The sequence below is a fragment of the Burkholderia sp. YIM B11467 genome, from assembly GCF_052952715.1.
Map to the genome: position 1 here is coordinate 1,064,847 of NZ_JBQVSQ010000002.1, position 23,018 is coordinate 1,087,864.

The 23,018-nt window shown below is 65.6% G+C and carries 18 protein-coding genes and 1 tRNA gene; 6 read left to right on the forward strand and 13 right to left on the reverse strand.

Annotated elements, in window-relative coordinates:
* The 5 genes from ACTRWB_RS11895 to ACTRWB_RS11915 form a co-directional block, all read right to left on the reverse strand.
* Complete coding sequence (locus ACTRWB_RS11895; protein WP_446902018.1) at positions 1 to 1,563, reverse strand: FAD-binding oxidoreductase; 1,563 nt, start codon at positions 1,561 to 1,563, stop codon at positions 1 to 3.
* Complete coding sequence (locus ACTRWB_RS11900) at positions 1,560 to 3,239, reverse strand: FAD-dependent oxidoreductase (protein ID WP_446902019.1); 1,680 nt, start codon at positions 3,237 to 3,239, stop codon at positions 1,560 to 1,562. The genes ACTRWB_RS11895 and ACTRWB_RS11900 overlap by 4 nt, the downstream gene beginning before the upstream one ends.
* An 18-nt stretch (positions 3,240 to 3,257) precedes the next feature.
* Complete coding sequence (locus tag ACTRWB_RS11905; RefSeq protein WP_446902020.1) at positions 3,258 to 4,799, reverse strand: FGGY family carbohydrate kinase; 1,542 nt, start codon at positions 4,797 to 4,799, stop codon at positions 3,258 to 3,260.
* Positions 4,796 to 6,259, reverse strand: coding sequence for an MFS transporter (locus tag ACTRWB_RS11910; protein ID WP_446902021.1), 1,464 nt, complete (start codon positions 6,257 to 6,259; stop codon positions 4,796 to 4,798). The genes ACTRWB_RS11905 and ACTRWB_RS11910 overlap by 4 nt, the downstream gene beginning before the upstream one ends.
* Before the next feature lie 247 nt (positions 6,260 to 6,506).
* Positions 6,507 to 7,223 (reverse strand): SDR family oxidoreductase, encoded by a 717-nt coding sequence (locus tag ACTRWB_RS11915; protein WP_446902022.1) that lies wholly within the window; start codon positions 7,221 to 7,223, stop codon positions 6,507 to 6,509.
* A 133-nt stretch (positions 7,224 to 7,356) separates the two neighbouring features.
* Here ACTRWB_RS11915 and ACTRWB_RS11920 point away from each other — a divergent pair, with 133 nt between their 5' ends.
* Entirely contained in the window at positions 7,357 to 8,334 is a 978-nt protein-coding gene (locus ACTRWB_RS11920) for a LysR family transcriptional regulator (protein ID WP_446902049.1), read from the forward strand.
* 20 nt (positions 8,335 to 8,354) lie between these two features.
* Here the strand turns inward: ACTRWB_RS11920 and ACTRWB_RS11925 are convergent, their stop codons facing one another.
* The gene (locus tag ACTRWB_RS11925; protein WP_446902023.1) at positions 8,355 to 9,092 is read right to left on the reverse strand and encodes an SDR family oxidoreductase; all 738 of its coding nucleotides are present in this window, start codon (positions 9,090 to 9,092) and stop codon (positions 8,355 to 8,357) included.
* 103 nt (positions 9,093 to 9,195) lie between these two features.
* Here ACTRWB_RS11925 and ACTRWB_RS11930 point away from each other — a divergent pair, with 103 nt between their 5' ends.
* Positions 9,196 to 10,143 carry a LysR substrate-binding domain-containing protein gene (locus tag ACTRWB_RS11930; RefSeq protein ID WP_446902050.1) on the forward strand — a complete coding sequence of 316 codons (948 nt, stop codon included), beginning with the start codon at positions 9,196 to 9,198 and terminating at the stop codon, positions 10,141 to 10,143.
* 152 nt (positions 10,144 to 10,295) lie between these two features.
* Entirely contained in the window at positions 10,296 to 11,684 is a 1,389-nt protein-coding gene (locus ACTRWB_RS11935) for a nucleobase:cation symporter-2 family protein (protein ID WP_193100921.1), read from the forward strand.
* 362 nt (positions 11,685 to 12,046) lie between these two features.
* On the opposite strand, the gene ACTRWB_RS11940 is transcribed toward ACTRWB_RS11935, so the two are convergent.
* A complete protein-coding gene (locus ACTRWB_RS11940; protein ID WP_446902024.1) occupies positions 12,047 to 12,484 on the reverse strand; it encodes a hypothetical protein in 438 nt (145 codons plus the stop codon).
* Between the two features lie 264 nt (positions 12,485 to 12,748).
* On the opposite strand from ACTRWB_RS11940, the gene ACTRWB_RS11945 reads away from it, so the two are divergent.
* Complete coding sequence (locus tag ACTRWB_RS11945) at positions 12,749 to 13,066, forward strand: hypothetical protein (protein ID WP_129516970.1); 318 nt, start codon at positions 12,749 to 12,751, stop codon at positions 13,064 to 13,066.
* Between the two features lie 952 nt (positions 13,067 to 14,018).
* Positions 14,019 to 15,173: a class I SAM-dependent methyltransferase gene (locus ACTRWB_RS11950; protein WP_446902025.1), complete on the forward strand. Its 1,155-nt coding sequence runs from the start codon at positions 14,019 to 14,021 to the stop codon at positions 15,171 to 15,173.
* A 164-nt stretch (positions 15,174 to 15,337) separates the two neighbouring features.
* Here ACTRWB_RS11950 and ACTRWB_RS11955 read toward each other — a convergent pair whose 3' ends face one another.
* Entirely contained in the window at positions 15,338 to 16,450 is a 1,113-nt protein-coding gene (locus ACTRWB_RS11955) for an acyltransferase family protein (RefSeq protein WP_446902026.1), read from the reverse strand.
* A 1,030-nt stretch (positions 16,451 to 17,480) separates the two neighbouring features.
* Here ACTRWB_RS11955 and ACTRWB_RS11960 point away from each other — a divergent pair.
* Complete coding sequence (locus ACTRWB_RS11960; RefSeq protein ID WP_446902027.1) at positions 17,481 to 17,903, forward strand: NUDIX hydrolase; 423 nt, start codon at positions 17,481 to 17,483, stop codon at positions 17,901 to 17,903.
* Between the two features lie 102 nt (positions 17,904 to 18,005).
* On the opposite strand, the gene ACTRWB_RS11965 is transcribed toward ACTRWB_RS11960, so the two are convergent.
* The 5 genes from ACTRWB_RS11965 to fdhE form a co-directional block, all read right to left on the reverse strand.
* Entirely contained in the window at positions 18,006 to 18,218 is a 213-nt protein-coding gene (locus ACTRWB_RS11965) for a hypothetical protein (protein WP_419689789.1), read from the reverse strand.
* A 205-nt stretch (positions 18,219 to 18,423) separates the two neighbouring features.
* A tRNA-Sec gene (locus tag ACTRWB_RS11970) sits at positions 18,424 to 18,519 on the reverse strand.
* A gap of 32 nt (positions 18,520 to 18,551) precedes the next feature.
* Positions 18,552 to 20,477, reverse strand: a complete 1,926-nt coding sequence (selB, locus tag ACTRWB_RS11975; RefSeq protein WP_446902028.1) for a selenocysteine-specific translation elongation factor — start codon at positions 20,475 to 20,477, stop codon at positions 18,552 to 18,554.
* On the reverse strand, positions 20,474 to 21,913 hold the full coding sequence (gene selA / locus ACTRWB_RS11980) for an L-seryl-tRNA(Sec) selenium transferase (protein ID WP_446902029.1): 1,440 nt from the start codon (positions 21,911 to 21,913) through the stop codon (positions 20,474 to 20,476). Before selA ends, selB begins: the two co-directional genes overlap by 4 nt.
* Positions 21,914 to 21,988: 75 nt before the next feature.
* Positions 21,989 to 22,924, reverse strand: a complete 936-nt coding sequence (gene fdhE / locus ACTRWB_RS11985) for a formate dehydrogenase accessory protein FdhE (protein ID WP_193100925.1) — start codon at positions 22,922 to 22,924, stop codon at positions 21,989 to 21,991.
* Positions 22,925 to 23,018 lie beyond the last annotated feature (94 nt).

The following is a 23,018-nucleotide window of genomic DNA, read 5'->3' on the forward strand; positions in this document are numbered from 1 at the left end:
TTACCGGTCGACGTGCGGGCCGGTCTCGTCGCCGAGGCCAAGCTTGCCGGGGTTGAGGATGTGTTTCGGATCGAGCGCGCGCTTCACCGTCTGCAGCACCGGGAACGCCGTGCCAAGCGAATCGCGCAGGTACGGCGAACGCAGCAGCCCGACGCCGTGGTGATGACTCAACGCCGCATTGTATTGGATCAGCACCGCATTCGCCGCGTCCCACGCCGCGCGATACCACGCGGCCCGTTCGGCCACCGCGACGTCGCCGCGCAGCGAGAAATACAGGCACGCGCCGTCGGCATACGCATGCGACTGGTGCGCCGATCCGGCCAGCGTGCCCGGCACGGCCTGCAGCGCGGCCACCACGTCGCGATAGATCGCCGCGAGGTCGCGCCAGCGTCCGCACATCTCCAGCGTATCGGCGACGAAACCGGGGCTGCGCTTGAAGCCTTCCGCGCTCTTGCCGGTCAGGTAGCGCGTGTCGAGCCACTTCTCGAAGATCGCGTCGCCGTCCAGCCTGCGCCCGCTTTCCTCGCCTACGTGCGCGCTGATCGCCGTCACCGCGTCGACGATCTCGCACGCGCCTTCGTCGGCGATCAACAGCACGTTCGTGTCGGGCAGCCCGAACTGCACGCCGCTTTCGAGCGCATCGTAGAGCCGCAGCGCGGCCGGGTTCGCGCCGCGCTGCAGGATCTCGCGACATGCGTCGAGGCCGGCCGCGAACGTGTCGAAGCCGTACGCGATCGCGCGGCCGTAGTCGGGCAGCCGATGCAGCTTCAGGCGCGCCCGCACGATGATGCCGAGCGTCCCTTCGCTGCCGATGAACAATTGCTGCAGATCGGGACCGACCGCCGCGCGCGACGCACCGCCGAGCGTCACCAGGCTACCGTCCGCGAGGACCACGTCCATCCCGAACACCATGTCCTCGATCTTGCCGTAGCGGGTCGACAACTGCCCCGCGCCGCGGCACGCGATCCAGCCGCCCACCGTGCTGATCCCGAACGACGACGGCCAGTGCCCCATCGTCAACCCGTGCTCGCGCTGCAGCGTTTCCTCGAACACGTCGCCGAACATGCCGGCTTCGACGTCGACGATCTGGCTTTCGGTGTCGACGCCGATCAGCCGGTTCAGCCCGCACACGTCGAGCACGATGCCGCCGCGCACGGGCAGCGCCGCGCCCGTCACGTTGCTGCGGCCAGCCGACGCCGTCACCGGGATCGTCGCCGCGTGCGCGATGCGCATCACGGCCTGCACCTGCCCGACCGTCGACACACGCACCACGACCGCGTGCGGCGTCGCGGGCCGGCCGCCCGTTTCCGCGACCATCGATGCGGCCCACCAGTCGCGCGTCCACGCGACGACGTCGGCCGGCTGCGCGAGCACCTCGTCGGCCACCGCGCGCAGCGCGTCGACCTGCTGCTGCGACACCGTGACCGGCGCGCGCTGCATGCCGGCCTCGGCCGGTGCGCCGCCTGACGCGGGCAGGTTCAGCGAATATGGCGGCGGCGTATGCGCGCCGACGACGTAGTTGCCGCGGTTGTAGCCGCGCTTGATGGCTTCCTTGCTGATCATCCGTGTTCTCCCATGAGGATGGCTTTTTCGAGTACGACGGCGGCGACGTAGTCGCGCACCTGGCTGGCGACGGTCGCATCGGACAGGCCGAGCTCCGCCTTGAGGATGGCGCCGACGCGCGGCGCCGCGCGCGCCGAGGCGTCGCGCGCCATCAGTCGTGCGCGGGTGCGACGCGACAGCACGTCGTCGACGCTGCGCGCGAATTCGTGACGCACGGCATAGAGCACTTCCGCTTCGCTGTACGGCAGCCCTTCGACGATCGGCGCGAGCAGCGACGGCGTCGCGTCGGCGAGGTCGCCGACGAAGCGCGCCTCGGTGCCGTAGCGTTCGCCGAGATGCGCGGCGAGCCCGCCCGATGCGGCGATCGCCTGTGGGTCGTAGCCTGCCGCGCCGAGCAGGTACGCCGATTTCGTGCGGCAGCGCGTGCGGCGCCCGAGCAGCTTGCCGACCGTATCGATCGTCTGCTCCGCCATGTGCCGCGACGTCGTCAGCTTGCCGCCGACGATCGTCACGAGCCCGTCGGGCGCGACATGAATCTCGTGATTGCGCTTCATCTCGATCGTCTTGCCGCCGGGCGGCCCGACCAGCGGCCGGCATCCGGCGATGCTGCCGACCACGTCGTCCGCGCTCAGGTCGACCTTCAGCGCGGAACGCGCGCCGTCGAGCAGGAAGTCGAGTTCCTGCCGCGTGCAGTGCACGTCGTCGAGATCGCCGTCGTAGTCCTCGTCGGTCGTGCCGAGATACGACACGTTGCCCCAGCGCGTGATCGTCGCGCGGCGGTTGCGACCCGGCACCGGGATCGTCACCGTGCAGTCGTTGCGGATCTTCAGCCACGGGATCGCGACGTGCACGCCCTTCGCGGGCCGCACCTGCAACGCGGCCGTATCGCCCTTGCGCGCACCGGTCCAGTCGCGCAGCCATACGCCCGTCGCCATCACGACCACGCGCGCCCGCACGCGCCGCTCGCGCCCGTCGGCATGCACGATCGCGCCGTCGACCTTGCCGTGGCCGTCGCGCGTCAGCTCGACCACGCGCGCGTGGTTCGCCACCGCCGCGCCGTGAAACGCGGCCGTGCGCACGAGGTTCAGCGTCAGGCGCGCATCGTCGACGCGCGCGTCGAAGTACAGGAAGCCGCCCGTCAGGTAGGTTTCGTTGAAGGTCGGGCAATGCGACAGCACCTCGGCCTTCGTCAGCTTCTGGTGCAGGATCCCCTCGCGCCAGCCGCCGGCGATGTCGTAGGTCCACAGCAGGCTCTCGAAGGCTTTCGCGAGACGCGGGTCGAACACGCCTTCGCGCTCCATCACCGGAAACAGGAACGGCAGCCGCTGCACGAGATGGCGCGCGTTGCGCCGCAGCCGCTGCCGCTCGAGCAGCGAGTGGCGCACGAGCCCGAGATTGCCCTGCTCGATGTAGCGCAGCCCGCCGTGCACCATCTTCGACGATTTCGACGACGTGCCCGACGCGAAGTCGCTCTTCTCGACGAGCGCGACGCGCAACCCGCGCAGGCTCGCATCGAACGCCGCATACGCGCCCGTCACGCCGCCGCCGACGATCAGCACGTCGAACGTGTCCGTCTCGAGTCGCGCCAGGTGCTCGTCGCGGTTGACGCGCAGCGGCTCGGTGCCCGTCATGCTGGCCCGGTCCGTCTGCGGTTTTCTGGATGGCAAAAACATCATGCTGGTCGTTCTCCGTGCTTATGCGTAAGCGAAATCGGCCGCGTGCGCGAGCTCGGACGCGATCCGCGCATGCCAGGCCGCGCGCCGGCGCTGCCGGCTGTCCACATCGATCGAGGGTTCGAACACGGCGTCGGTGACGAGCGTCGCGCGGGCCGCGTCGAGCGAATCCCACAGCAGCCCCGACGCGCCCGCGAGAAACGCCGCGCCGCGCAGGCTCGCGCGGTCGCCTTCGCGGATCCGGCGCACGGGCACGCCGCTCACGTCGGCCTGGATCTGCAGCAGCGTGTCGCTGCCCGCGAGGCCGCCGCCGACGATCAGCTCGGACACGTCGGCTCCAGCCACCGCCTGGTTGGCTTCCATGCACGATGCGACCGAATGCGCGATGCCTTCGAGCACCGCATACGCGACTTCGGCCTGCGTCGTCGCGATCGAGATGCCCGACAGCAACGCGCGTGCGTTCGGTTCCATCCGCGGCACGCGCAGGCCGGTGAGCGCCGGCACGAACGTCACGCCGCGCGCCGACTGCACACTGCCCGCCAGCGCGCTGATCTGAGCGGGATCGTCGAACCAGCGCAATTTTTCGCAGACCCAGCGCAGCGCCGAGCCCGTCGTCGCGACGAAGGTCTCGAGCGAGTAATGCGACACGCCGCCGTGCCGCCGCGCGGTCATCGCCAGCGTGCCGTCGTGCGCGTGCCCGGGTTGGGCGTGCGATCCGGCGTCGGGACGCGCCGTACCGGTCAGCAGGTCGACAAAGCTGCCGGTGCCGTGCACGCACATCGCCTGGCCGCGTTCGACGCAACCGAGACCGACCGCACCCGCGAACTGGTCGCCCGCACACGAAAGGATCGGTATGTCGATACCGAGCACGTCCTCGCGCGTGCGGCCGAACGCATCGGCGTCCTCACGCAGCGCGGGCAGCAATTCGCGTGGAAAGCCGAGCGCGTCGAGCCACGGGTCGAAATAGCGATGTTCGCCGAGCAGGTATGCGCTCGCGGATGTCGCGTTGGTCGGCGTCGTCACGCACTCGCGCGCATCGGACAGATGCCACAGCAGCCACGTATCGATCGTGCCGAACGCGAGACACCCGGCGCGATGCGCGTCGGCAACCGCCTGCGACGTGCGCATCTGGTGCACGGCCCACAGATACGGCGAACGCACGCCCGCCGGACGGCCAACCTGCGGCACGAGCACGCGGTCCCAGTCGGTCGCGAGACGGTCGAGTTCGGCTGCATGGCGCGTGTCTTGCCAGACCATCGCGGGTACGAGCGCGCGCCCGCTCCGCGTATCCCACAGCACGGCGGTCGCGCGCTGGGTCGCCAGCGCCAGTGCGGCGATGCGCACCCCCTGTCGATGCGCGTGCGCGAGCGTTGCGCGGCAGACCGCGAGCGTCTTGTCGAGAATCGCGTTCGCGTCCTGTTCGACGACACCCGGCCGCGGGCTCTCGACCGACAGCGGCAGATATTCAAGGCACGACACGTGTCCGCTCGCGTCGACGAGTGCGGCACGCGTGCCGGACGTACCTTCGTCGATCGCGAGAATGGCGTTTCGGGAATCGGTCATCGCTGCGTTTTCTCGATGGCGGGTTTCAGGAAGGCCGACGTGGTGCGCGCATCGTCGCCGAAGTGCGGCGCGTCGGGTTCGTTGTCGGGATTGATCGTCGTGCGCGTCGGATCCCAGCGGATCGCAAAGCAGATTGCGCTCGCGATGCACGGCACGATCGCGAGAATCAGGAACGTGTGTTCGAGGCCGTAGCGCGCGCGAAACAGCGGAAAGGCCAGCAGGCCGAGCGCCGCGCCGATCGAGCCGAGCGCGCCGACGATGCCGTTCGCGCCCGCGCGCAGCTCGCCGCGAAACGACAGCGACGACAGGCTCTTGCCGTTCGCGCCGGGGCCGGCCGAGTGGAACAGGATGAACAGCGACGGCACGACCACCGACAGCCACAGCGGCATGTGCGCATGAAACAACCCGAGCGCGACCAGCATCGCGCAGACCGCCGCGAACCCGATCGCCGACGCGCGGCGCAGGCCGACGCGGCGGCCGACCGTCGACGACGAGAAACCGCCAACGATCCCGAACAGGTTGAACACGAGCGCGCCGAGCGTCGCATAGACGAAGTCCTTGCCGAACAGCGCGGCGCTGATCAGCGGCAGATACCAGCCGATCGCGAAGTATTCGATCGACTGGCCGATCTGCACGGTCGCGGCCAGAATCGTGCGTGGCAGGTAGACGCCCCGGAAGATCAGCAGCACGTTCGCGAGGCCGCGGGTGGCCGGATTGACGATGGGTGTGCGTTCATGCGCGGGCGCGGCGACGAAGGCCTGCCCGTAGATGCGCGTCATCGCGCGTGCCGCTGCGTCGAGACGCTCCTTGCGTGCGAGCCAGATCGGACTTTCGACGAGGAACACGCATTGCAGCGCGAGAATCGCGACACCGAACACCGCGGTGGCCGCGACCGAGTATCGCCAGATCGAATCGCCGACCTGCCACGCATGAAACAGCAGCGCGAGCAGCAGGTTCAGGCAGACGGCCGTGTACCACATGCCCTGCCAGGTATTGAGCCGGCTCTTCAGGCGGCCCGGCGTGAACTCCGCGAGCATCGCCATCGCAATCGCGAAGTCGATCCCGTACGCCATGCCGACGAAGAAACGGCCGGCGAGAATCGTATTGAAATCCGGTGCGAACACCACCAGCAACGCGCCGATCACCGACAGCAGCTTCGCCGCGATCAGCGGCCGCACGCGCCCCCACCGGTCGGCCATCCAGCCGCCGATCGGGTTGAACGCGATCGCGACCCACGACGCGAACGATGTCATCCACGCGACCTGCGCGGCCGACAGATGCAATTCGTGCGTCATCGGCCCGAGGCCGGCGCTCAATGCCGAGTTGGAGAATGCGTCGAGAAACAGCCCGCCGAGCGACAGCCACCAGACGAGCCCCGCCCTGCCCGCGATACCGGGGCGTGAGTCGAGAAAGGAGATGACGTCTTCAATGCCATGAAGCTTGACCGCGATCGTTTGCACAATCGGCCTCCGTATATTTGTTCTGTAAGAGGCTCGACATTGCAGATGCGATCGACGCATGGAGAGACCATCTTACAGATAGTCTCTTATCTAGATCTGCCCGCGCAATTTACGGCGGGCATCGCGCCTGTGTCAAGCGCAGTCGGTTGTGCGATGCAGCGAGCGGCATGTCGTCGCGCCGCGTCATCGTTGTGTACACAACGTCATACACACGCGGCCGGGTACGGCAGGCCGCGGCGGCATCCGCTCACCACGGCACCGTCCGCCCCAGATAGTCGAGATACTCGAGCCCGGGGCGCTCCCGCTTCGCGATCAGCACGTCGACGAGGCTCGGCACGCTCTCGTCGATGGTCAGCCGCGCATCGGACCCGCCCAGCTCCGTGCGGACCCAGCCGGGCGCCATCAGCGCCAGCGCGCGCGGCGTGCCGGCCTGGCGCGCCGCGAAGCTACGCATGAACTGGTTCAGCGCGGCCTTGCTGCCGCGATAGACCTCGCGCATCCCGCTGACGTTGTTCGCGACGCTGCCCTGCCCCGACGACATCGCGCCGATCAGGCCGTCCGCGGTCACGAGATCCTGCAGCGCCTCGATCACGCGCATCGGCGCAAGCGCATTCGTGATCATCACGCGCACGAATTCGTCGGTCGTCACTTCGCCGATCGTTTCGTTGGGATCGTTGGTCGTCCCCGCGTTCACGAACAGCAGGTCGAAGCGCCGGCCCGACAGGCGCTCGCGCAGCGCGGCCAGTTGCACCGGCTCGCAGATGTCGAGCGTCTCGATCTCGAGCCGGCCGTCGAACCGGTCCGCGAGATCGTGCAGCTTCGTGCGGCCCGATCCTTCGCGCACGGTCCCCGTGACGTTCCAGCCCTTGTCGAGAAATGCCTCCGCCATCGCGAGCCCGAGGCCGCGCGACGCCGCAACGAGCAGGATCGCGGGTGCGTTCCGGTTTGATTCAGTCGATTGCATGGTTTCCGCCTTTGCCGGGTTGCATGATGCGCCCACTATAGGCGCGCACCGAACCATGCGCCAGACGCACCGGATGCAATCGATAGTTGCATCAGACGCCATGCCAGATCGAGCAATGGCGTATCCTGTCCGCATGGAAGACATCGACCTGAACCTCGTCACCGCGCTCGACGTGCTGCTGTCCGAAGGCAGCGTGACCGGCGCCGCGCGCCGGCTTGGCCTGAGCACGTCCGCGATGAGCCGCACGCTCACGCGGCTGCGGCTTTCCACCGGCGATCAACTGCTCGTGCGCGCCGGGCGCAAGCTCGTGCCGACGCCGCACGCAGCGGCATTGCGCGACCGCGTACACGCGATCGCGAGCGACGCGCGCGCCGTGCTGCGGCCGGCGACGGCCGACGTGGACCTGGCGACGCTCGCCGCCACGTTCACCATTCGCGCGGCGGCGTCGTTCATGGAAATGCTGTCCGGCCCGGTGGTCGCCGCGATCGGCGAAGTCGCACCGCACGTGCGCATCCGCTTCGTGCCCAAGCCCGACCGCGATCCGCAAGCGCTGCGCGACGGCACCGTCGATCTGGAAATCGGCAAGCGCGGCGACGACGCGCCCGAGCTGCACACGCGCATGCTCGGTCACGACTGGCACGTCGCGGTGGCGCGTGCCGGACATCCGCTGTTCGCGTCGGCCAGGATCACGCCCGCGCGCTTTGCGGCCTGCCGTCAAGTGATCGCATCGCAGCTCGGCGATTTCAGCGGACCGGCCGACGAGTCGGCGAACCGGTCCGGCTCGGACCAGACCGTGCGTGTGGTCGTCCCCAGCTACCCCGATGCGATGCGCGTCGCGGCCAGCACCGACCTGATCGCGCTCGTGCCGCGCTCGTGCCTCGGCAACGCGTTCTCGCCGGGGCTCGTCGAAACCCTCGGGCTGCGCAGCTTCGAGATCCCGGTCCGCCTGCCCGCGATCCTCGTCTCCGCGCTGTGGCACCCGCGCATGCACGGCGACCCCGTGCATCGCCGCCTGCGCGACACGGTCATTGCCGTGTGCCAGCGCATGTATCCCGATGCCCGCGGACCGCGTACACCGGCGCGCGGCACGAAAACAAGCGCGACCGGCTGACGCCACGCGACGCGCCCGGTTCAGACCAGCCGGCCGCCACCGTCGATGTGCAGGATTTCGGCGTTCATGAAGCCGTTGCCGAGCAGGAACGCAATCGCCTCCCCGACTTCGTCGGCGCGCCCGACGCGGCCGCCCGGCAGCGCCGCGGCCGCTCCCGCCAGGATCGCATCGCGCGCTTCCGGGCCGAACGCGTCGTACAGCGGCGTCTCGACGAAGCCGGGCGCAACGACATTGACGCGAATCGGCTTCAGTTCCAGCGCGAGCGACTGCGCCAGCGCTTCGACACCGCGCACGGCCGCGGCGATGACGGACGTGCCTTGCGCGGCCGGGCGATCCGCCAGCTGCCCGCCAGTCAGCACGATCGAGCCGGTCGCAGGCATCAGCGGCAACGCGGCCCGGATCGCGTAGACCGGCCCGGCGATACGCTCCTGTATCGCACCGAGCAGATGATCGGGATCGGTCTCACTGAGCTTGCCGGCGATGAAGCGGCCGGCCGTGACGACCAGGTGATCGACGCGCGTCATCGTGTCGAATACGGCCTGCACCGCGTGCCTGTCCGCGATATCGCCCACCGCGATGCGCGCGCCGCCGATCGCTTGCGCGGCGGCCTCGAGCTTCGCGCGGGTCCGGCCGACCAGCGTGACGGTGGCACCCCTCGCCTTCGCGGCGACCGCGGCGGCAAGACCGATTCCGGAACTCCCACCGAATATCACGACGTGCGCGCCGTCCAGTGTCGAAGATTGCGTTGCCTCGTTCATGTCGACTCCTCATCAAGGGTTGAAGGTTCACGAACGTTAAGTCATGCCCAATTGCGCCGGAACGTGGGAAACTTGCATAGGGTTCATGCCACAAGGGAATAAGATGGATTCGCTGCGATCCATGCGCGTGTTCGTCCGCGCGATCGAGCTGGGCAATTTTTCGGCGGTCGCTCGCGAGGAAGGCACCGGCCAGCCGACGATCAGCAAGATCGTCGCCGCGTTCGAAAAGGAACTGGGCGTCCGCCTGCTCGAACGCTCGACCACCAGCCTCGCGCCGACCGACGAAGGCCGCCGTTTCTACGACCGCTGCAAGCGCGTGCTCGACGAATACGCCAGCGCCGTGGCCGAGGTGCGCGGGCAAACGCTGCGGCCGGTCGGCAAGCTGGTCGTCAACGCGCCGCTGGGGCTGGGCGAGCTGAGGCTGAACGCGCTCGTGCTCGAATTCCTCGCCGTGTGGCCGGAGATCGACGTCGAACTGCACCTGACCGATCGCGTGATCGATCTGGTCGAGGAAGGCGTCGATGTCGCCATTCGCCTCGGTCACGTGCTGCCGCCGGATGTCGTCGCGCGACACATCGCGTCGTCGCCGCGCCTGCTGGTGGCCGCGCCGGCGTATGTATCGCAGGCGCCCAGGATCCGCCGGCCGGAAGACCTGGTGGCGCACGAGTACGTCGGCTACGCGCGCGCGGACATCATCGGAAGCGAACTCGAATTTGCCCGGGGCGACGACAAGGTCGCCGTTCCGGTACGCGGCCGGTATCGCGTGAACAGCTCGATTGCGCTGCGGGAGTGCTTTCTGGCCGGGAACGCGGTAGGCAGCGCGCCGGCGTGGCTCGTCCAGGATCTGATCGACACCGGACAGCTCGTCCGGCTACTGCCGAAGTGGGACATGGTTCCGCCGCATGCGCTGCACCTCGTGTATGCGTCGCGCCGATATCTGCCGCTCCGGACCCGCACGTTCCTGCAGTTCATGGCGCAGCGGATTCCCGATTTGCCCGGCTTCAGCGCGACCGCGACGACGGCCACGGTCGCCTCCCGGCAAACCCGCTGATCGACGGGCGCCGCGCTTCGCGGCCGAGCGGGCGCCGATCCGTCGCCGTTTTCGCCGTCGGCCGATCCCCGGCTATCGCAGCGCGCCCCGACGGCGGCGGCGGGCCCTTCGGCTAAAATGCCGCACTTTCCACCTTGTCCGGCCCGCTCGCCATGCAACCCGCCTCCTCCGCCCAACCTGCCGCCCACGGCGCCGACGCCGCAGCATCGGCCCGCGACCTCGTCTACGGCCCGAACGACCGGCCGGCGCCGATGGTCGCTTTCGTCGCCGCGCTACAGCACCTGCTGGCGATCATCGTGCCGATCGTCACGCCCGGCCTGCTGATCTGCCAGGCGCTCGGCGTGTCCAGCCGCGATACGACCCTGATCGTGTCGATGTCGCTGGTGATTTCCGGCATCGCCACCTTCGTCCAGTGCAAGCGCTTCGGCCCGCTGGGCGCCGGCCTGCTGATCGTTCAGGGCACCAGCTTCAACTTCGTCGGCCCGCTGATCGCCGGCGGCAGCCTGATGGTCAAGCAGGGCACGCCGGTCGAGACCGTGATGGCCGCGATCTTCGGCGTCGTGATTGCCGGGTCGTTCGTCGAGATGAGCGTGTCGCGCATCCTGCCGTTCGTGAAGCGCCTGATCACGCCGCTCGTCACCGGCATCGTCGTGCTGCTGATCGGCCTCACGCTGATCAAGGTCGGCCTCATCAGCATGGGCGGTGGTTATGGCGCGATGGCCAAGGGCACGTTCGCGAGCGCAGAGAACCTGACGCTGTCGGGCCTCGTGCTCGGCACGATCATCCTGCTGAACCGCGTGCCGATCGTCTGGGTGCGCAGCACCGCGCTCGTCATCGCACTCGTGATCGGCTACCTCGCGGCCGCGTTCCTCGGCCGACTCGACTTCACCGGCATGCACCAGGCCGCGTTGTTCCAGGTGCCGACGCCGCTTCATTTCGGCATCGGTTTCTCGTGGTCGCTGTTCGTGCCGATGCTGATCATCTACCTCGTCACGTCGCTCGAGGCGATCGGCGACGTGACGGCCACCAGCAAGATCTCGAACGAACCGGTCGAAGGCCCGGTGTGGATGCAACGAATCAAGGGCGGCGTGCTCGTCAACGGCGCGAACTCGCTGCTGGCCGGCGTGTTCAATACGTTCCCGAGCTCCGTGTTCGCGCAGAACAACGGCGTGATCCAGATCACCGGCGTCGCGAGCCGCCATGTCGGCATCTGGATCGCGGGGATGCTCGTGGTGCTCGGCCTGTTCCCGGTCGTCGCCGGCGTGCTGCAGGCCGTGCCGGAGCCGGTGCTCGGCGGTGCGGCGATGGTGATGTTCGGCGCGGTGGCCGCATCGGGCATCAACATTCTCGCGGGCGTCCAGCTCGACCGCCGCGCGCTGTTGATCATCGCGGTGTCGCTGGCGCTCGGCCTCGGCGTATCGCAGGTGCCGGACATTCTCAACAGCCTGCCGCACGCACTGAAGAACGTGCTGGAATCGGGCGTCGCGACGGGCGGCATCTGCGCGCTGGTGATGAACTGGTTCCTGCCGGAAAAGAAGTAAGGACCCGATACGTGGCAACCGCGCGGTGCTTCAGGCACCGCGCCGGTCGGCCCGAACGCCGACCGCCGGCGCACCCCGACCGCTCCCGGCACCGCGTACCAGCGGCAATCCGCGCCGCCCGAAATAAGCTGGGCACCCGAAGGACGACGCGCGTATGATGAACTCATCCGGGCAGTCGTGATCCGTTCGACTGCTCGCCCTCCCTCTTCCCTCTTGCTGCAGCGCGCCCACTGTCGCACGCAGCGCTAAGTCTTTCGTCCCCCCGTCGCGCCACACACGGCGATACAGGCCGGATGCGTTCGCCCTGCGATTCGTCGCGCCCGGACGTTCAGAGTTCAGCAGCTCGTCATGAGCGCGCATCTCTATCGTGGATTCGAATATTGCGCGCTCATTTGCCCCATGCGCCGGCGCAACACGACCGCCCGCATGACGACGGCGCAGGCTTCGACACTGTGGTCGAGATCCTGCCTGCGGGCACGGACGACAACACCGCTCGAAATTGGCCCGTGCGGCGGCTTTCGAGTGAAATCGAACGCACTCGCCGTACAAAAAACAAGAATCGAACCATAACCGGGAGTCGGAAAATGAGCTGGTACTGCGATGTGGAGCGCGAACTGGCTCACATTAGGGGAGCGATCGGACTGCTCGAGCAAACCCACGACGCCTTCACCAACCGATCGCCAGTGAGCGATCCGGCGTATTGGCGAGTCAAGCTCGACGCACTTCGGACACGATTCGAGCGAAACAAGGTACTCGAATACCAGATCAATGAGCTGTTCGCTCGCCTCGACCGGATCCATGATCCGAACTTCCGCAAATAAGAATCTGCCACGCACGTCCGAGCATTCGATGGCGCATCAATTCGGGACCCAACGCATCGTGAATACCGAATTGCAGGCTGTGCATCCGCTCGGCGAACGCAGTATCCGCAGCGCCGACCGTCGCGCGAGTCGCCCTGGCCCGGCCTCGCTCGCGAGTCGATCGGTCATCCTTATCGTTTTTCCGGCATGGAGCATCCCGGGAAGCAGCCAAACCGGGACCCCGCCGGACTTCGGAGCAACATCATGATCGATGCCAACCCAAGCAGCACCTTTCGGCACCTGCCACTGACACCCGAACAGGATGCGGAGATCCGGCACTACATCAGGAAGAAGGAGCAACGAGGCGAACCCTGGGACACCCCGGAACTGGCGACGATGCTCAAAGACATGCTCGAGCCGCCGCTCAACGACGACGAGGAGCCGGACGCCGACGTCGAGGAAACCAAGCTGGCCTGCGAGTACGCATTGGCCTCGATCGACGAGGCCATGGAACCTGTTTCCGCGAGCGAGGAACGCACCGCGGCAATGGAAGCCGAGGAGATGAAACACCCCAGGCGGTAGCGCGCCGCCAGGCCCGAAGCTCGAGCCGACGCTGCGCCGCCGTCGTGATCCTGATTGCTTTTGTATCGCCCTTCTGTCTCGTTGCCGCTTGCGAAACGTGGAGCCGATGCGCTGGGCACAGTTCTGACGCCGCGGACTGGCTCGACACGGGGTCCCAAGGCGGGTGATGTCGCGGACGGCCCAACCGTAGCCCGCGACGAGCATGAAGATCAGACCTGGAATCACGGACGACTCATTCGAGTCCGCGAATGTCGCGAAAGTCCTGCCGCCTATTCAAATGCATGACGGCTGAACCGACCGTAATCGCTCCGGCGTCCGATCGTCGGTATCCACCGCGCAATCTTCCGCAACGCATCGCACATCGCCGCTCACACCTCGTTCAGCACTTGGATGCGATCGCCAATTGCTTCCGATCCGCTCGCAGCCGTGTCATCTGCGAATGGAGGAAGCCTCCTTGCCTCGACCCCGAATCCCGGTTCAGCTACTGCGGGAGGATCTGTAACCACTGCGCCGAGCAACGCGATCAGTACCTTGCAACTTCGGGTCATCAGGTTATGGAAGTTCATTCCCAAGCATGGACGGCGCTGGCGGATCGTCCGTTCTGGGCTCGAGTGGAATGCTCCCGCATCGGCCGCCGAAGCGCGCGTTGGTTATGGCGCGGCGGTGGTGGCGATTCCAACGCAATGGGCGGCAACGGCGCAGACGGATGCGTCATCGTGATGAAACATATCAGCTGCTCGATCTCTGGCATCGTTATGAATCAATACGCATCGATTGACTTACAAAGGGGTGCAATCAATGTTATGTTCTCGGACGGTGAGGCGGCATCTGGCGGCCCGGACTAGCCCCAGTTGGTCCTTCACAAGTAGCTCACACTGATCGAGCAACGCCCTCTTCTGGCATTATGTGGCGGGACAACAGCTCGCATTGACTTCAGTACCATTCTGCATCCATGCAAAAGCAAGGAGCTAACGTGGCCGAGGCTGACTTCAACATCCAGATCCAAAAAGAGATCGCAAACTTTACGCGCGTGCTTGAGGAGGGCGGAGTAACAAGCTCGATTCCACCCATGTTTTCATATTGGGCCAACAAATATCTCAGCCCACGATTGATAGAGGTATTCGGGGATCCGAGAATAAACTTCATTTTCGCAAGCGAAATCAATAAAGCGTATAAACGATCAAATAACAAAAATAGCACCGGGAACAGTCCATTCAGAATACTGTCACTCGGATCGGGGGATTGTTCAACCGAGATCGAGATAGTCAAGCATCTTCTCGATTTTGGTTGCACCATCGAATTCGTCTGTACGGATCTGAACCCAGCCGTGTCTGATTTTGCAAAGGACGCGGCCATGAAGAGTGGTGTAGACAGGCACATGACCTTCAAGGTATTGAATCTGAATACTGATTTTCCAGACGGGCCATTTGACGCAGTCATGGCGAATCACTCCCTGCACCACTTCGTCGAACTTGAGTTCATTTTCGACTCGGTCCGTAATGCATTGACAGAAAATGGGGTTTTTGTTATATCCGACATGATTGGTCGCAACGGTCATATGCGCTGGCCGGAAGCGCTGGTCTTCGTCGAACAGTTATGGGACTCGCTGCCGCTTGAAAAGAAGTTCAACTTCTTCGCAAAATGCCACGAAGATCGCTATGTGAACTATGACTGCACGTCAGATGACACATTCGAAGGAATTCGCGCGCAGGACATCATGCCTTTGTTGACCGAGAGATTCTTTTTCAACAAATTCGTCGGACATGGGAATGTCATCGATGTGTTTATTGACAGAATTTATGGAAATAATTTCTCACCCAACAATGAAAGCGACAGGCGCTTCATCGATTACGTGGAGAGCCTTAATACATCACTGATAGATTTCGGCATTGTCAAACCGACTGCAATGTTCGCAACGCTATCCAAGGCAGCAGGCGAAAGCATCTACAGCAAATGGTCATCGCAGTTCTGCGTCAGGGAAACTTCCTCCAACAACGAGAAAGCGTCCGTCGCGCAACTAATACACCAACTCGATGCGATGCGCAGGTCGACCTCCTGGCGGATCACCGCTCCCCTTCGGAAATTGGCGATGGCGATCAGGAGATGAGATAAAACGCTGCACCTCTGATCCTTAATTCGCCGCCGTCCGAATCCACCCAAATTACTTTTCCCGGGGGCTGGATTTCGGCGCCAAATCTGCGCTGTCGATCAAATATCGGCAGGTTGCCATCAGTACATGAGCAGCCTGCCGAATCGGCAGCGTCGATTTCATCAATCCCGAGCCATAAGCCTACGACAATAGGCGATGCATGGACGCTCGACAAAGTGCCATGACAATGCAGCCAGCATCAACGCCATGGGAATCGATAGCACCAGTCCTAGCAAGTTGTCCATTTTCGGGTAAGCGGATGCGACAAATTGCTGAACCGGGAATGCCCATAGATAGACGCCGTAGGAAAAATCATTCTTTGGCGACACAGCAAAAAAACGTCTAGCCGACGCGAAACACAAAATGCCGTACACGAACATCCCATAGAAAAGCACAGGCCCCACCACTGAATGCGCCAAAAGAACATAACAACAGGCCACTACCACCCAAAATCTGACGTCAACGATGACATGCTCTCGCAGCGAATAGAGCAGCATACCGATCAGAAAAAATGCGACCGGATAAAATGAATAGTCCGCTGGTTTTGTGACGTAACTCCTCAGGAAGTCGTACGGCGCCCCCTTTAGGATCATCCACCATAAGCATGCAATACAAAGCGAAAGAAATGCCAGCGCGGCAAGTCTTGATCGAAGCACCCCGATAATTCCTGCCACCACGACAATTAGATAGCACTTCAGTTCTATCGGGATAGTCCAGAGCGAGCCATTGACAGAGTTCTTGAATGGCGCCGTATCAAAGATATGCGGGAGCGTATATACGATGTCGGGATAAAAGGTAATATTTCTGATGACGTAACGGGCGGCATCATCGCTTCGAATTGCGTCCAGTAGACTCAGATTCGAAAGTGCGGGATACAAGACATACGCTGTAATGAGGACGCACGCAACGAGCCCGGGGAAGATGCGGGCCACTCGATGCGCCGCAAATCTCAACACTGAACGTTGCCTAACGAAGCTGTCAGTAACAAGCATCCCACTGACAAGGAAAAATGCGTACACGGACAGACTCCCCGAGTACTCCAGACCGGTAAGCCTGGCAATCGGTTCATGCCTTCCGTGTGCTGGTTGAATCAAGAACGAGTGGCCGAACATTACTCCGATAGCGGCAAGTAGTCGAATGAGATCGAAATTGTTTTGTCCCCGCTTAAACAGTGCGGAGACAGTCTGGCGTGAATAAGCACCATTGATCTCGCGATCCACTGCCTCTGTCGACATCGCAGCACTCCAAAAAAAAGACCGGCTATTGTAGCCTCATGGTCAATTGGCCGCGCGTCTGGTTCAGCTTGCCCGTAATCCGGTTGACCAACCCTTGAATCCCTACAGGTGCTTTGAGCAGCGGCGCGATGATCGCCTCTTCTTGCTGCGTCTTGGGGACATCGAGCGCGCGGCGTCAGGACAGAAGCAGCCGCTCACATGCGACTGCCAGCCCGGAATCGATGGGAAGTAACGGTGCCGCTGGATGATCGGCGCCTTGATCTCGACAGCTGCGCCCCCGTCGCCGCGACGTACTTCGGCAACGGCGAATGATCGGGGGCGCGCGTGGGGCAAGCCCTCTCAAGGTCGGGAGTCTTGCCCGCCACGCCCACGGCCTCAGCCACTTCGCGAAACAGCCCTCATCGTCGCGGACCGTTTCGCCACCACACATATCGTTGGCCCTGTGCGATTCGACAACGATCGTCGCCGGCGACCGAGCAAGGCGTTGCACAAGCGGCCGCCCTCCGCCATCCATGCCGCCCAGCTCATTCATGAGGGGCCGGTCGCACGACCTCCGGTCGTGCGGTTTGCGACGGTGACATCATCAAGCCGCGTCCGATGCGGTGTTTGCAGCACTGCAGGCTCGTTCGGCGTGACCGGTGACAGCAATCCCATCGCGCCGCAAGACGTGCCCATCGTGACGTCGTCGCCGAAAACGACGATCGAGAGCACGGGCATGGATGCAGGCGCGGGAGCAGGTGCGGTGGATTGCGACGACGACTCGTGCCTTGCCATATCCGGTAACGTCATAGGTGCCGCGAACCTTCCGGCTCGCCTATTCGCTGCCTTGGCCCGAATGGAACGGCAGCCCCGGTGGCCGGCCACGCTGCTCAAAGGCCATATCCAGTGGCTGCGCGACCAGGCCAGGCACGAGGCATGTCGCGAAAGGTCAGCCAGCGGCTCATCGCTTGTACAACCGCCAGCACTGCCGCCCGGCATTGGCCCACGATCCCGGCTTGGCCGAGCGCACGACACTGGTTAGAATCACTACATGTCCCAACCTGCATCCAACAACGTCCCCGAAACAAGTGTCGTACCGATCAAGGAACGCGCTACCGTTGTCTGCTACCGCGACAAGCACGTGCTGCTCGTCGCGCGCGCGTCGTCACGCTGGGCGCTGCCCGGCGGCACGATCAAGCGCGGGGAAACGCCGCTCGAAGCCGCACATCGCGAGTTGTGCGAAGAAACCGGCGTCACCGGCCAGCATCTGGTGTACTCGATGCAGTTCACCGGGCTCGCGAAGATCCATCACGTGTTCTTCGCGGAAATCGGCCCGGACCACACGCCGCAGCCGAACAACGAGATCGAGCAATGCCGGTGGTTTCCGATCGACGGCGTCGACGAATTGCGCGCGAGCATCCCGACGAAACGCATCGTCGAGCTCGTCTACAAGCACGAAATCCTCAAGTCGTAGCGCGCACGAATTCCCGTACGGCTCGTGCGTATCACGGACGAGCGCATTCATGAGCCGTCGGCCGGCTCGAGTCGTGTTTCGTGGACAGCGACGCGCGAACGCTCAGTGCGAGCGCTTTCTTCGTAACTCGTGCATGGAATAGACGACGAGGAAGATGCCCAGCATCGCAGCACCGGACGCCATGAAGTCGTTTGCGGTTCCCGAGCTGTGCAGGGACGTCGGGAAGATGCCGAGACTCAGTCCTGCGGCGGCAAGAAGCAATCCAGCAGCCACACCCCAGATCGGTCCGGCGGTCTTTTCGATTTTATTTTTCATACAGCACCCGTCTACAGTCATTACCTGGTCGGTATCGGCAAGAAGCGCCATGCCTACCCCCAGTGATTCCACTATAGCCGGAAAATAATTCGCAAACTTTCAGTAATTTTCCCAATCAAGTTTGCTCGATCGTGGCCGCTTTACAGCGTCGGCCCGTGACGCAAATGCACGCTGTCTGAAGCGCGCAGAATCGGAAGAAACGGAATGGCGGAAGGCAGCCGGAGTCGAACCGACCCGGGAGTGTCTGACACCCCCAACCGGGTTTGAAGCCCGGCCGTACCACCGGATACGAATGCCTTCCTCGGGGAAAAGAACCAGAAGAACAACGAGCGCCTACGCCTGAATACCCACCCAACCGCTGTCAGGCCGCAGGAAGTGAAGATCGCGGTGGAAGCGAGTATACCCAACCCGATCGAAGAACTCGAGAATCTGGATCGCGCGCTTGCGGCCGAGCCCCGTCGCGTCGCGGAACGTCGCGGCATCGAGCCCCGCGCCGGGCGACGGCGCGAGATGCGCGACCAGTTCGGCGAGCTCGCGCACGACATCCGCGTGATAGAACAGGTCGCGCACGACCTGGTGCACGTCGCCGCGCCGCGCGAGCTTGCGCAACAGCGTGCGTACCGCGTCCTCGGCCGCACCCGTGTCGCGGGCCAGGTCGCGCACCCACGGCGGATCGAAGCGCCCCGCATGAATCAGCGGCAGCAGTTGCCGCGCCAGCCCTTCCTCGCGCGGCTCGAGGCTCACCGAATGCGACGGCAGGTGCAGCCACGGCCCGCTGCGCACGACTTCGCCGCCGGCCACCGCCGCATCGACGAGCGCACGCCACAGCGCATCGCCGACGAGCGGCGCAGCCATCCGCCGCAGGCGTGCAGCGTCGAGCCCCTGCTCGTCGGGCATGCGCTCGTGATACGCGCGCAGCGTATCGATCGCCCGCGTCTGCAGCGCGCGCCAGTGCGCATGCGAAATCACCGCGCCGTCATTCGACGCGGCGTCGCGCTGCCCGATCGCCTGCGCGTCTACGGGCAACACCAGCGCGTTCGGCGCAAAGCCCGTCAGATGCGTGAGCATCGTGCGCGCGATGCCGAGCGGCGCCTGCGCGAGCAGCGCATCAAGGCGCCCTGTGTCGAGCCAGATGGCGAGCGCATCGAGCCACGCGCGGCGCGCGGGCGTGCGGCGCTTGTTCGCCGGCCCGAACGGATCGAGCACGCGACCGCCGCCGACGGTGCGCGTCGCCTGCGGATTGCGGACGATGAACCGGTTGCCCGGCAGCGCGAATACCGGTTCGTCGAACACCAGTTGCACGCGCATCCGCTGGCCGGCCGCGAGCGTGTCGCCGTCGAGCAGCGCGACATGCGCGACGCGATGCAGCGTGCCGAGATGCACGTGCAGCGGCGCCCAGTGCGTCAGCGTCAGCCCGGCATCCGCGAGCAGCGTCAGCTCGACGTCCACGCGCGGCGACGTCGCGACGAGCCGCGGATCGGCGACGGTATCGCCGCGCTCGACATCGGCCTTGTCGACGCCGGCGAGATTCAGTGCGCAACGCTCGCCCGCGTGGCCGGCCTCGACCGGCCGGTTCTGCGCATGGATGCTGCGCACGCGGGCCGCGCCGCCCGTGCGCACGATCGCGAGCGTGTCGCCCGTCGCGACACGACCCGCGAATGCAGTGCCCGTCACGACGGTCCCCTGCCCCGCGAGCGTAAACACGCGATCGACCGCGAGCCGGAACAGGCCGTCGTCGCGGCGGGCGCGCCATGCGATCGCCGCGTCGGCCAGGTGACGTTTCAACGCGGCGACGCCCGGATCGTCCACGGCCGTCGCGCGGGTTTCGAAAATCGGCACGCCGGCCAGCGTCGAGTCGTGCAGCCATGCGGCGATCTCGTCGCGCACCTGGGCGACGCGCACGGCGTCGACGCGATCGCATTTCGTCAGCGCGACAGCGCCGTGCGTTACGCCGAGCAGTTGCAGGATCGCGAGATGCTCGCGCGTCTGCGGCATCACGCCGTCGTCGGCGGCAATCACGAGCAGCGCGAAGTCGATCCCGCACGCGCCGGCCGCCATCGTATGAATCAGCTTCTCGTGGCCCGGCACGTCGATCAGGCCCAGCACGTCGCCGTTGTCGAGCGGCGTGTACGCGTAACCGAGTTCGATCGAGATGCCGCGCGCCTTCTCTTCCTTCAGGCGGTCGGTGTCGACACCGGTCAGCGCACGCGCGAGCGTCGTCTTGCCGTGGTCGATGTGTCCGGCGGTACCGACGATCATGCAGCGGGCCCTGCGAACGGCACGCATTGCGCGACGAATGCCGCTTCGTCGGCGGCTTCGAGGCAGCGCAAGTCCAGCCGCAGCGCATTATCGGCAACGCGGCCGATCACCGGTCGCGGCCATTCACGCAGCCGTTTCTCGAGCTGCGCGAGCGCGCGGCCGCTGCGCTTGCCGTCCGCCGTGCGCACGACGAGCCCGGCGCTCGGCAACTGGTCGACCGGCAGCGCGCCGCTGCCGATCTGGCTGAACATCGGCTCGACCGTCACGTCGAAGCTGCTGCCGAGTGCGGCCTGCAACACCGGACGCACGCGTTCGGCGGCTTCGGCGATCTCATGCCGCGGACGCGTCAGCAGGCGCAGCGTCGTGAGCCGGTCGCGCAGAAATTCGGGCGCCTGATAAAGACGCAGCACGGGTTCGAGCGCCGCGAGCGTCAGCTTGCCGACGCGCAGCGCGCGCTTGAGCGGATGTTTCTTGATCTTCTCGACCAGTGCGCGATCGCCGACGATCAGGCCGGCCTGCGGGCCGCCGAGCAGCTTGTCGCCGCTGAACGTGACAACGTTTGCGCCGGCGGCGACGGTTTCCTGCACGGTCGTCTCGTGCGGCAGGCCCCATGACGACAGGTCGGCGAGCGTGCCGCTGCCGAGATCGACGGCGACCGGCAGCCCGTGCTCGCGCGCGAGCGGCGCGAGTTCGGCGAGCGTCGCCTCCTTCGTGAAGCCGCTGATCGCGTAGTTGCTGCAGTGCACCTTCATCAGCAGCGCCGTGCGCGGGCCGATCGCATCCGCGTAGTCGTGCAGATGGGTGCGATTCGTCGTGCCGACCTCGCGCAGCCTTGCACCGGCACGGCTCATGATGTCGGGAATACGGAATGCGCCGCCGATCTCGACCAGCTCGCCGCGCGACACGACGACTTCGCGCTTCGTCGCGAGCGCCGACAGCGTCAGCAGCACGGCTGCCGCGTTGTTGTTGACGACGGTCGCGGCTTCGGCGCCCGTCAGTTCGCACAGCAGATCGTCGATCAGGTCGTCGCGATCGCCGCGGCGGCCCGTGGCGAGATCGAATTCGAGGTTGACGGGCCGCGTGAGCGCGTCGACCACCGCGCGCACCGCGTCGTCGGGCAGCAGCGCGCGCCCGAGGTTCGTGTGCAGCACGGTACCGGTCAGGTTGAACACCGCGCGCACGGCACCGGCGCTCTGCGCGGCCAGCGTGCGTGCGACGGCCGCGGCGATGCGCGGCTCGTCGAGCGGCTCGGCCGCCGCCGGGTCATGCTGCGCCGCGGTGCGCCAGCGTTCGAGTTCGGCGCGCACGGCGTTCAGCACGCGCGTGCGGCCATAGTCGGCGAGCAGCGGTTGCAGCGGCGCCGACGACAGCACGCGCTCGACCGACGGCACGCGCGCGAGCACGGCATTCAGTTCATTCAAACCCGGTTCGGTCACGTCGTGGTGGCTCCCGTCTGATGCTTCGCAGACGGCCGAAGCCGGCGCTCGCGCACCGCCCCCGGCCCCCTGCCGTCACTCCGCTTCCCGCGACACATCCGGCCACAGCAGCGGATTCGGCGAGCTGCGCTGATAGCCGGCCTCGTTCATCAGCAGATCGAGCGTGAGGCTCGCGAGATCGTCCGCCAGCGGCTCGAACTCGTAGTCCTTCTCCTGATAGCCGATCTTGCGATAGGTCTTGCACTCGTCGCACGATTCGGCCTTGACGGCTTCGCTGCCGCCCTCGATCCCGTGATACGCGATGCCCTTCGTCGAATCGCAATGCGAACACTTCGTGCGCACCATGTGCCACTCGGTCGTGCACAGCCCGCACTGCAGGAAACGGTAGCCCTGGAACTGGCCGCCGACCCGCACGACGCTGGCCACCGGATGCGTGCCGCAGACGGGGCACAGCCCCGGCTGGTCGAGATACGGAACGTCGGCCGGCGACACGCGGCTCGCGAGGTCCGTCCACACGACCTGCAGCGCGGCCATCAGGAACGGCGCGGTGGCCGGGTCGACCTCCGCGAAGCGCAGCGCGAGGATCGCGTCGGCCTGCGCGTCGAGTTCGGCGGGCGCCATCAGGCGCAGCCGGTCGAGCAGCCTCGCGAGCGACGGGTTGACGAGCCCGGCGCCCTCGACGCGGTCGAGCAGTTCGTACAGCACGGCGCGCCATCGCGGATCGCGCTCGCCGTCGAGCGCCGGCACGAGCGGCATCGAATGCTGCTGCGCGCGCGCGATCGCTTCCTGCGACGGCAGCGGCAGCTCCAGCGTCTGCAGCGTCGCATGCTGCGCATCGGCGACGGTGGCCATCAGCCGCAGGTAGCCGCTGATCGGGTTCAGGTCGGCGAGCTTGCGCAGCCGCGCGGCGCGCGCCGAGAACGCGGTGGCGCGCTCCGGCAGGCGAAAGCGCGGAATGGCCGAATGATCGAGTGCCGAGATCTCGGTCGGTTCGAGAATACGTTGTGTCACAGAGATATCTTCCAAGGGGTCTGTTTGCGCATGGAACGCGCATGCGTTGCCACGAGAACGGTCGCTCGCGAGGCGCGCGACGCTGCGAATACTG

Bases quoted from the DNA above. Each gene is read 5' to 3' on its own strand.
- ACTRWB_RS11895 (WP_446902018.1), bottom strand. From the start codon at position 1,563: ATGATCAGCAAGGAAGCCATCAAGCGCGGCTACAACCGCGGCAACTAC.
- ACTRWB_RS11900 (WP_446902019.1), bottom strand. From the start codon at position 3,239: ATGATGTTTTTGCCATCCAGAAAACCGCAGACGGACCGGGCCAGCATG.
- ACTRWB_RS11905 (WP_446902020.1), bottom strand. From the start codon at position 4,799: ATGACCGATTCCCGAAACGCCATTCTCGCGATCGACGAAGGTACGTCC.
- ACTRWB_RS11915 (WP_446902022.1), bottom strand. From the start codon at position 7,223: ATGCAATCGACTGAATCAAACCGGAACGCACCCGCGATCCTGCTCGTT.
- ACTRWB_RS11920 (WP_446902049.1), top strand. From the start codon at position 7,357: ATGGAAGACATCGACCTGAACCTCGTCACCGCGCTCGACGTGCTGCTG.
- ACTRWB_RS11925 (WP_446902023.1), bottom strand. From the start codon at position 9,092: ATGAACGAGGCAACGCAATCTTCGACACTGGACGGCGCGCACGTCGTG.
- ACTRWB_RS11930 (WP_446902050.1), top strand. From the start codon at position 9,196: ATGGATTCGCTGCGATCCATGCGCGTGTTCGTCCGCGCGATCGAGCTG.
- ACTRWB_RS11935 (WP_193100921.1), top strand. From the start codon at position 10,296: ATGCAACCCGCCTCCTCCGCCCAACCTGCCGCCCACGGCGCCGACGCC.
- ACTRWB_RS11940 (WP_446902024.1), bottom strand. From the start codon at position 12,484: ATGGATCCGGTCGAGGCGAGCGAACAGCTCATTGATCTGGTATTCGAG.
- ACTRWB_RS11945 (WP_129516970.1), top strand. From the start codon at position 12,749: ATGATCGATGCCAACCCAAGCAGCACCTTTCGGCACCTGCCACTGACA.
- ACTRWB_RS11950 (WP_446902025.1), top strand. From the start codon at position 14,019: ATGCAAAAGCAAGGAGCTAACGTGGCCGAGGCTGACTTCAACATCCAG.
- ACTRWB_RS11955 (WP_446902026.1), bottom strand. From the start codon at position 16,450: ATGTCGACAGAGGCAGTGGATCGCGAGATCAATGGTGCTTATTCACGC.
- ACTRWB_RS11960 (WP_446902027.1), top strand. From the start codon at position 17,481: ATGTCCCAACCTGCATCCAACAACGTCCCCGAAACAAGTGTCGTACCG.
- ACTRWB_RS11965 (WP_419689789.1), bottom strand. From the start codon at position 18,218: ATGAAAAATAAAATCGAAAAGACCGCCGGACCGATCTGGGGTGTGGCT.
- selB (WP_446902028.1), bottom strand. From the start codon at position 20,477: ATGATCGTCGGTACCGCCGGACACATCGACCACGGCAAGACGACGCTC.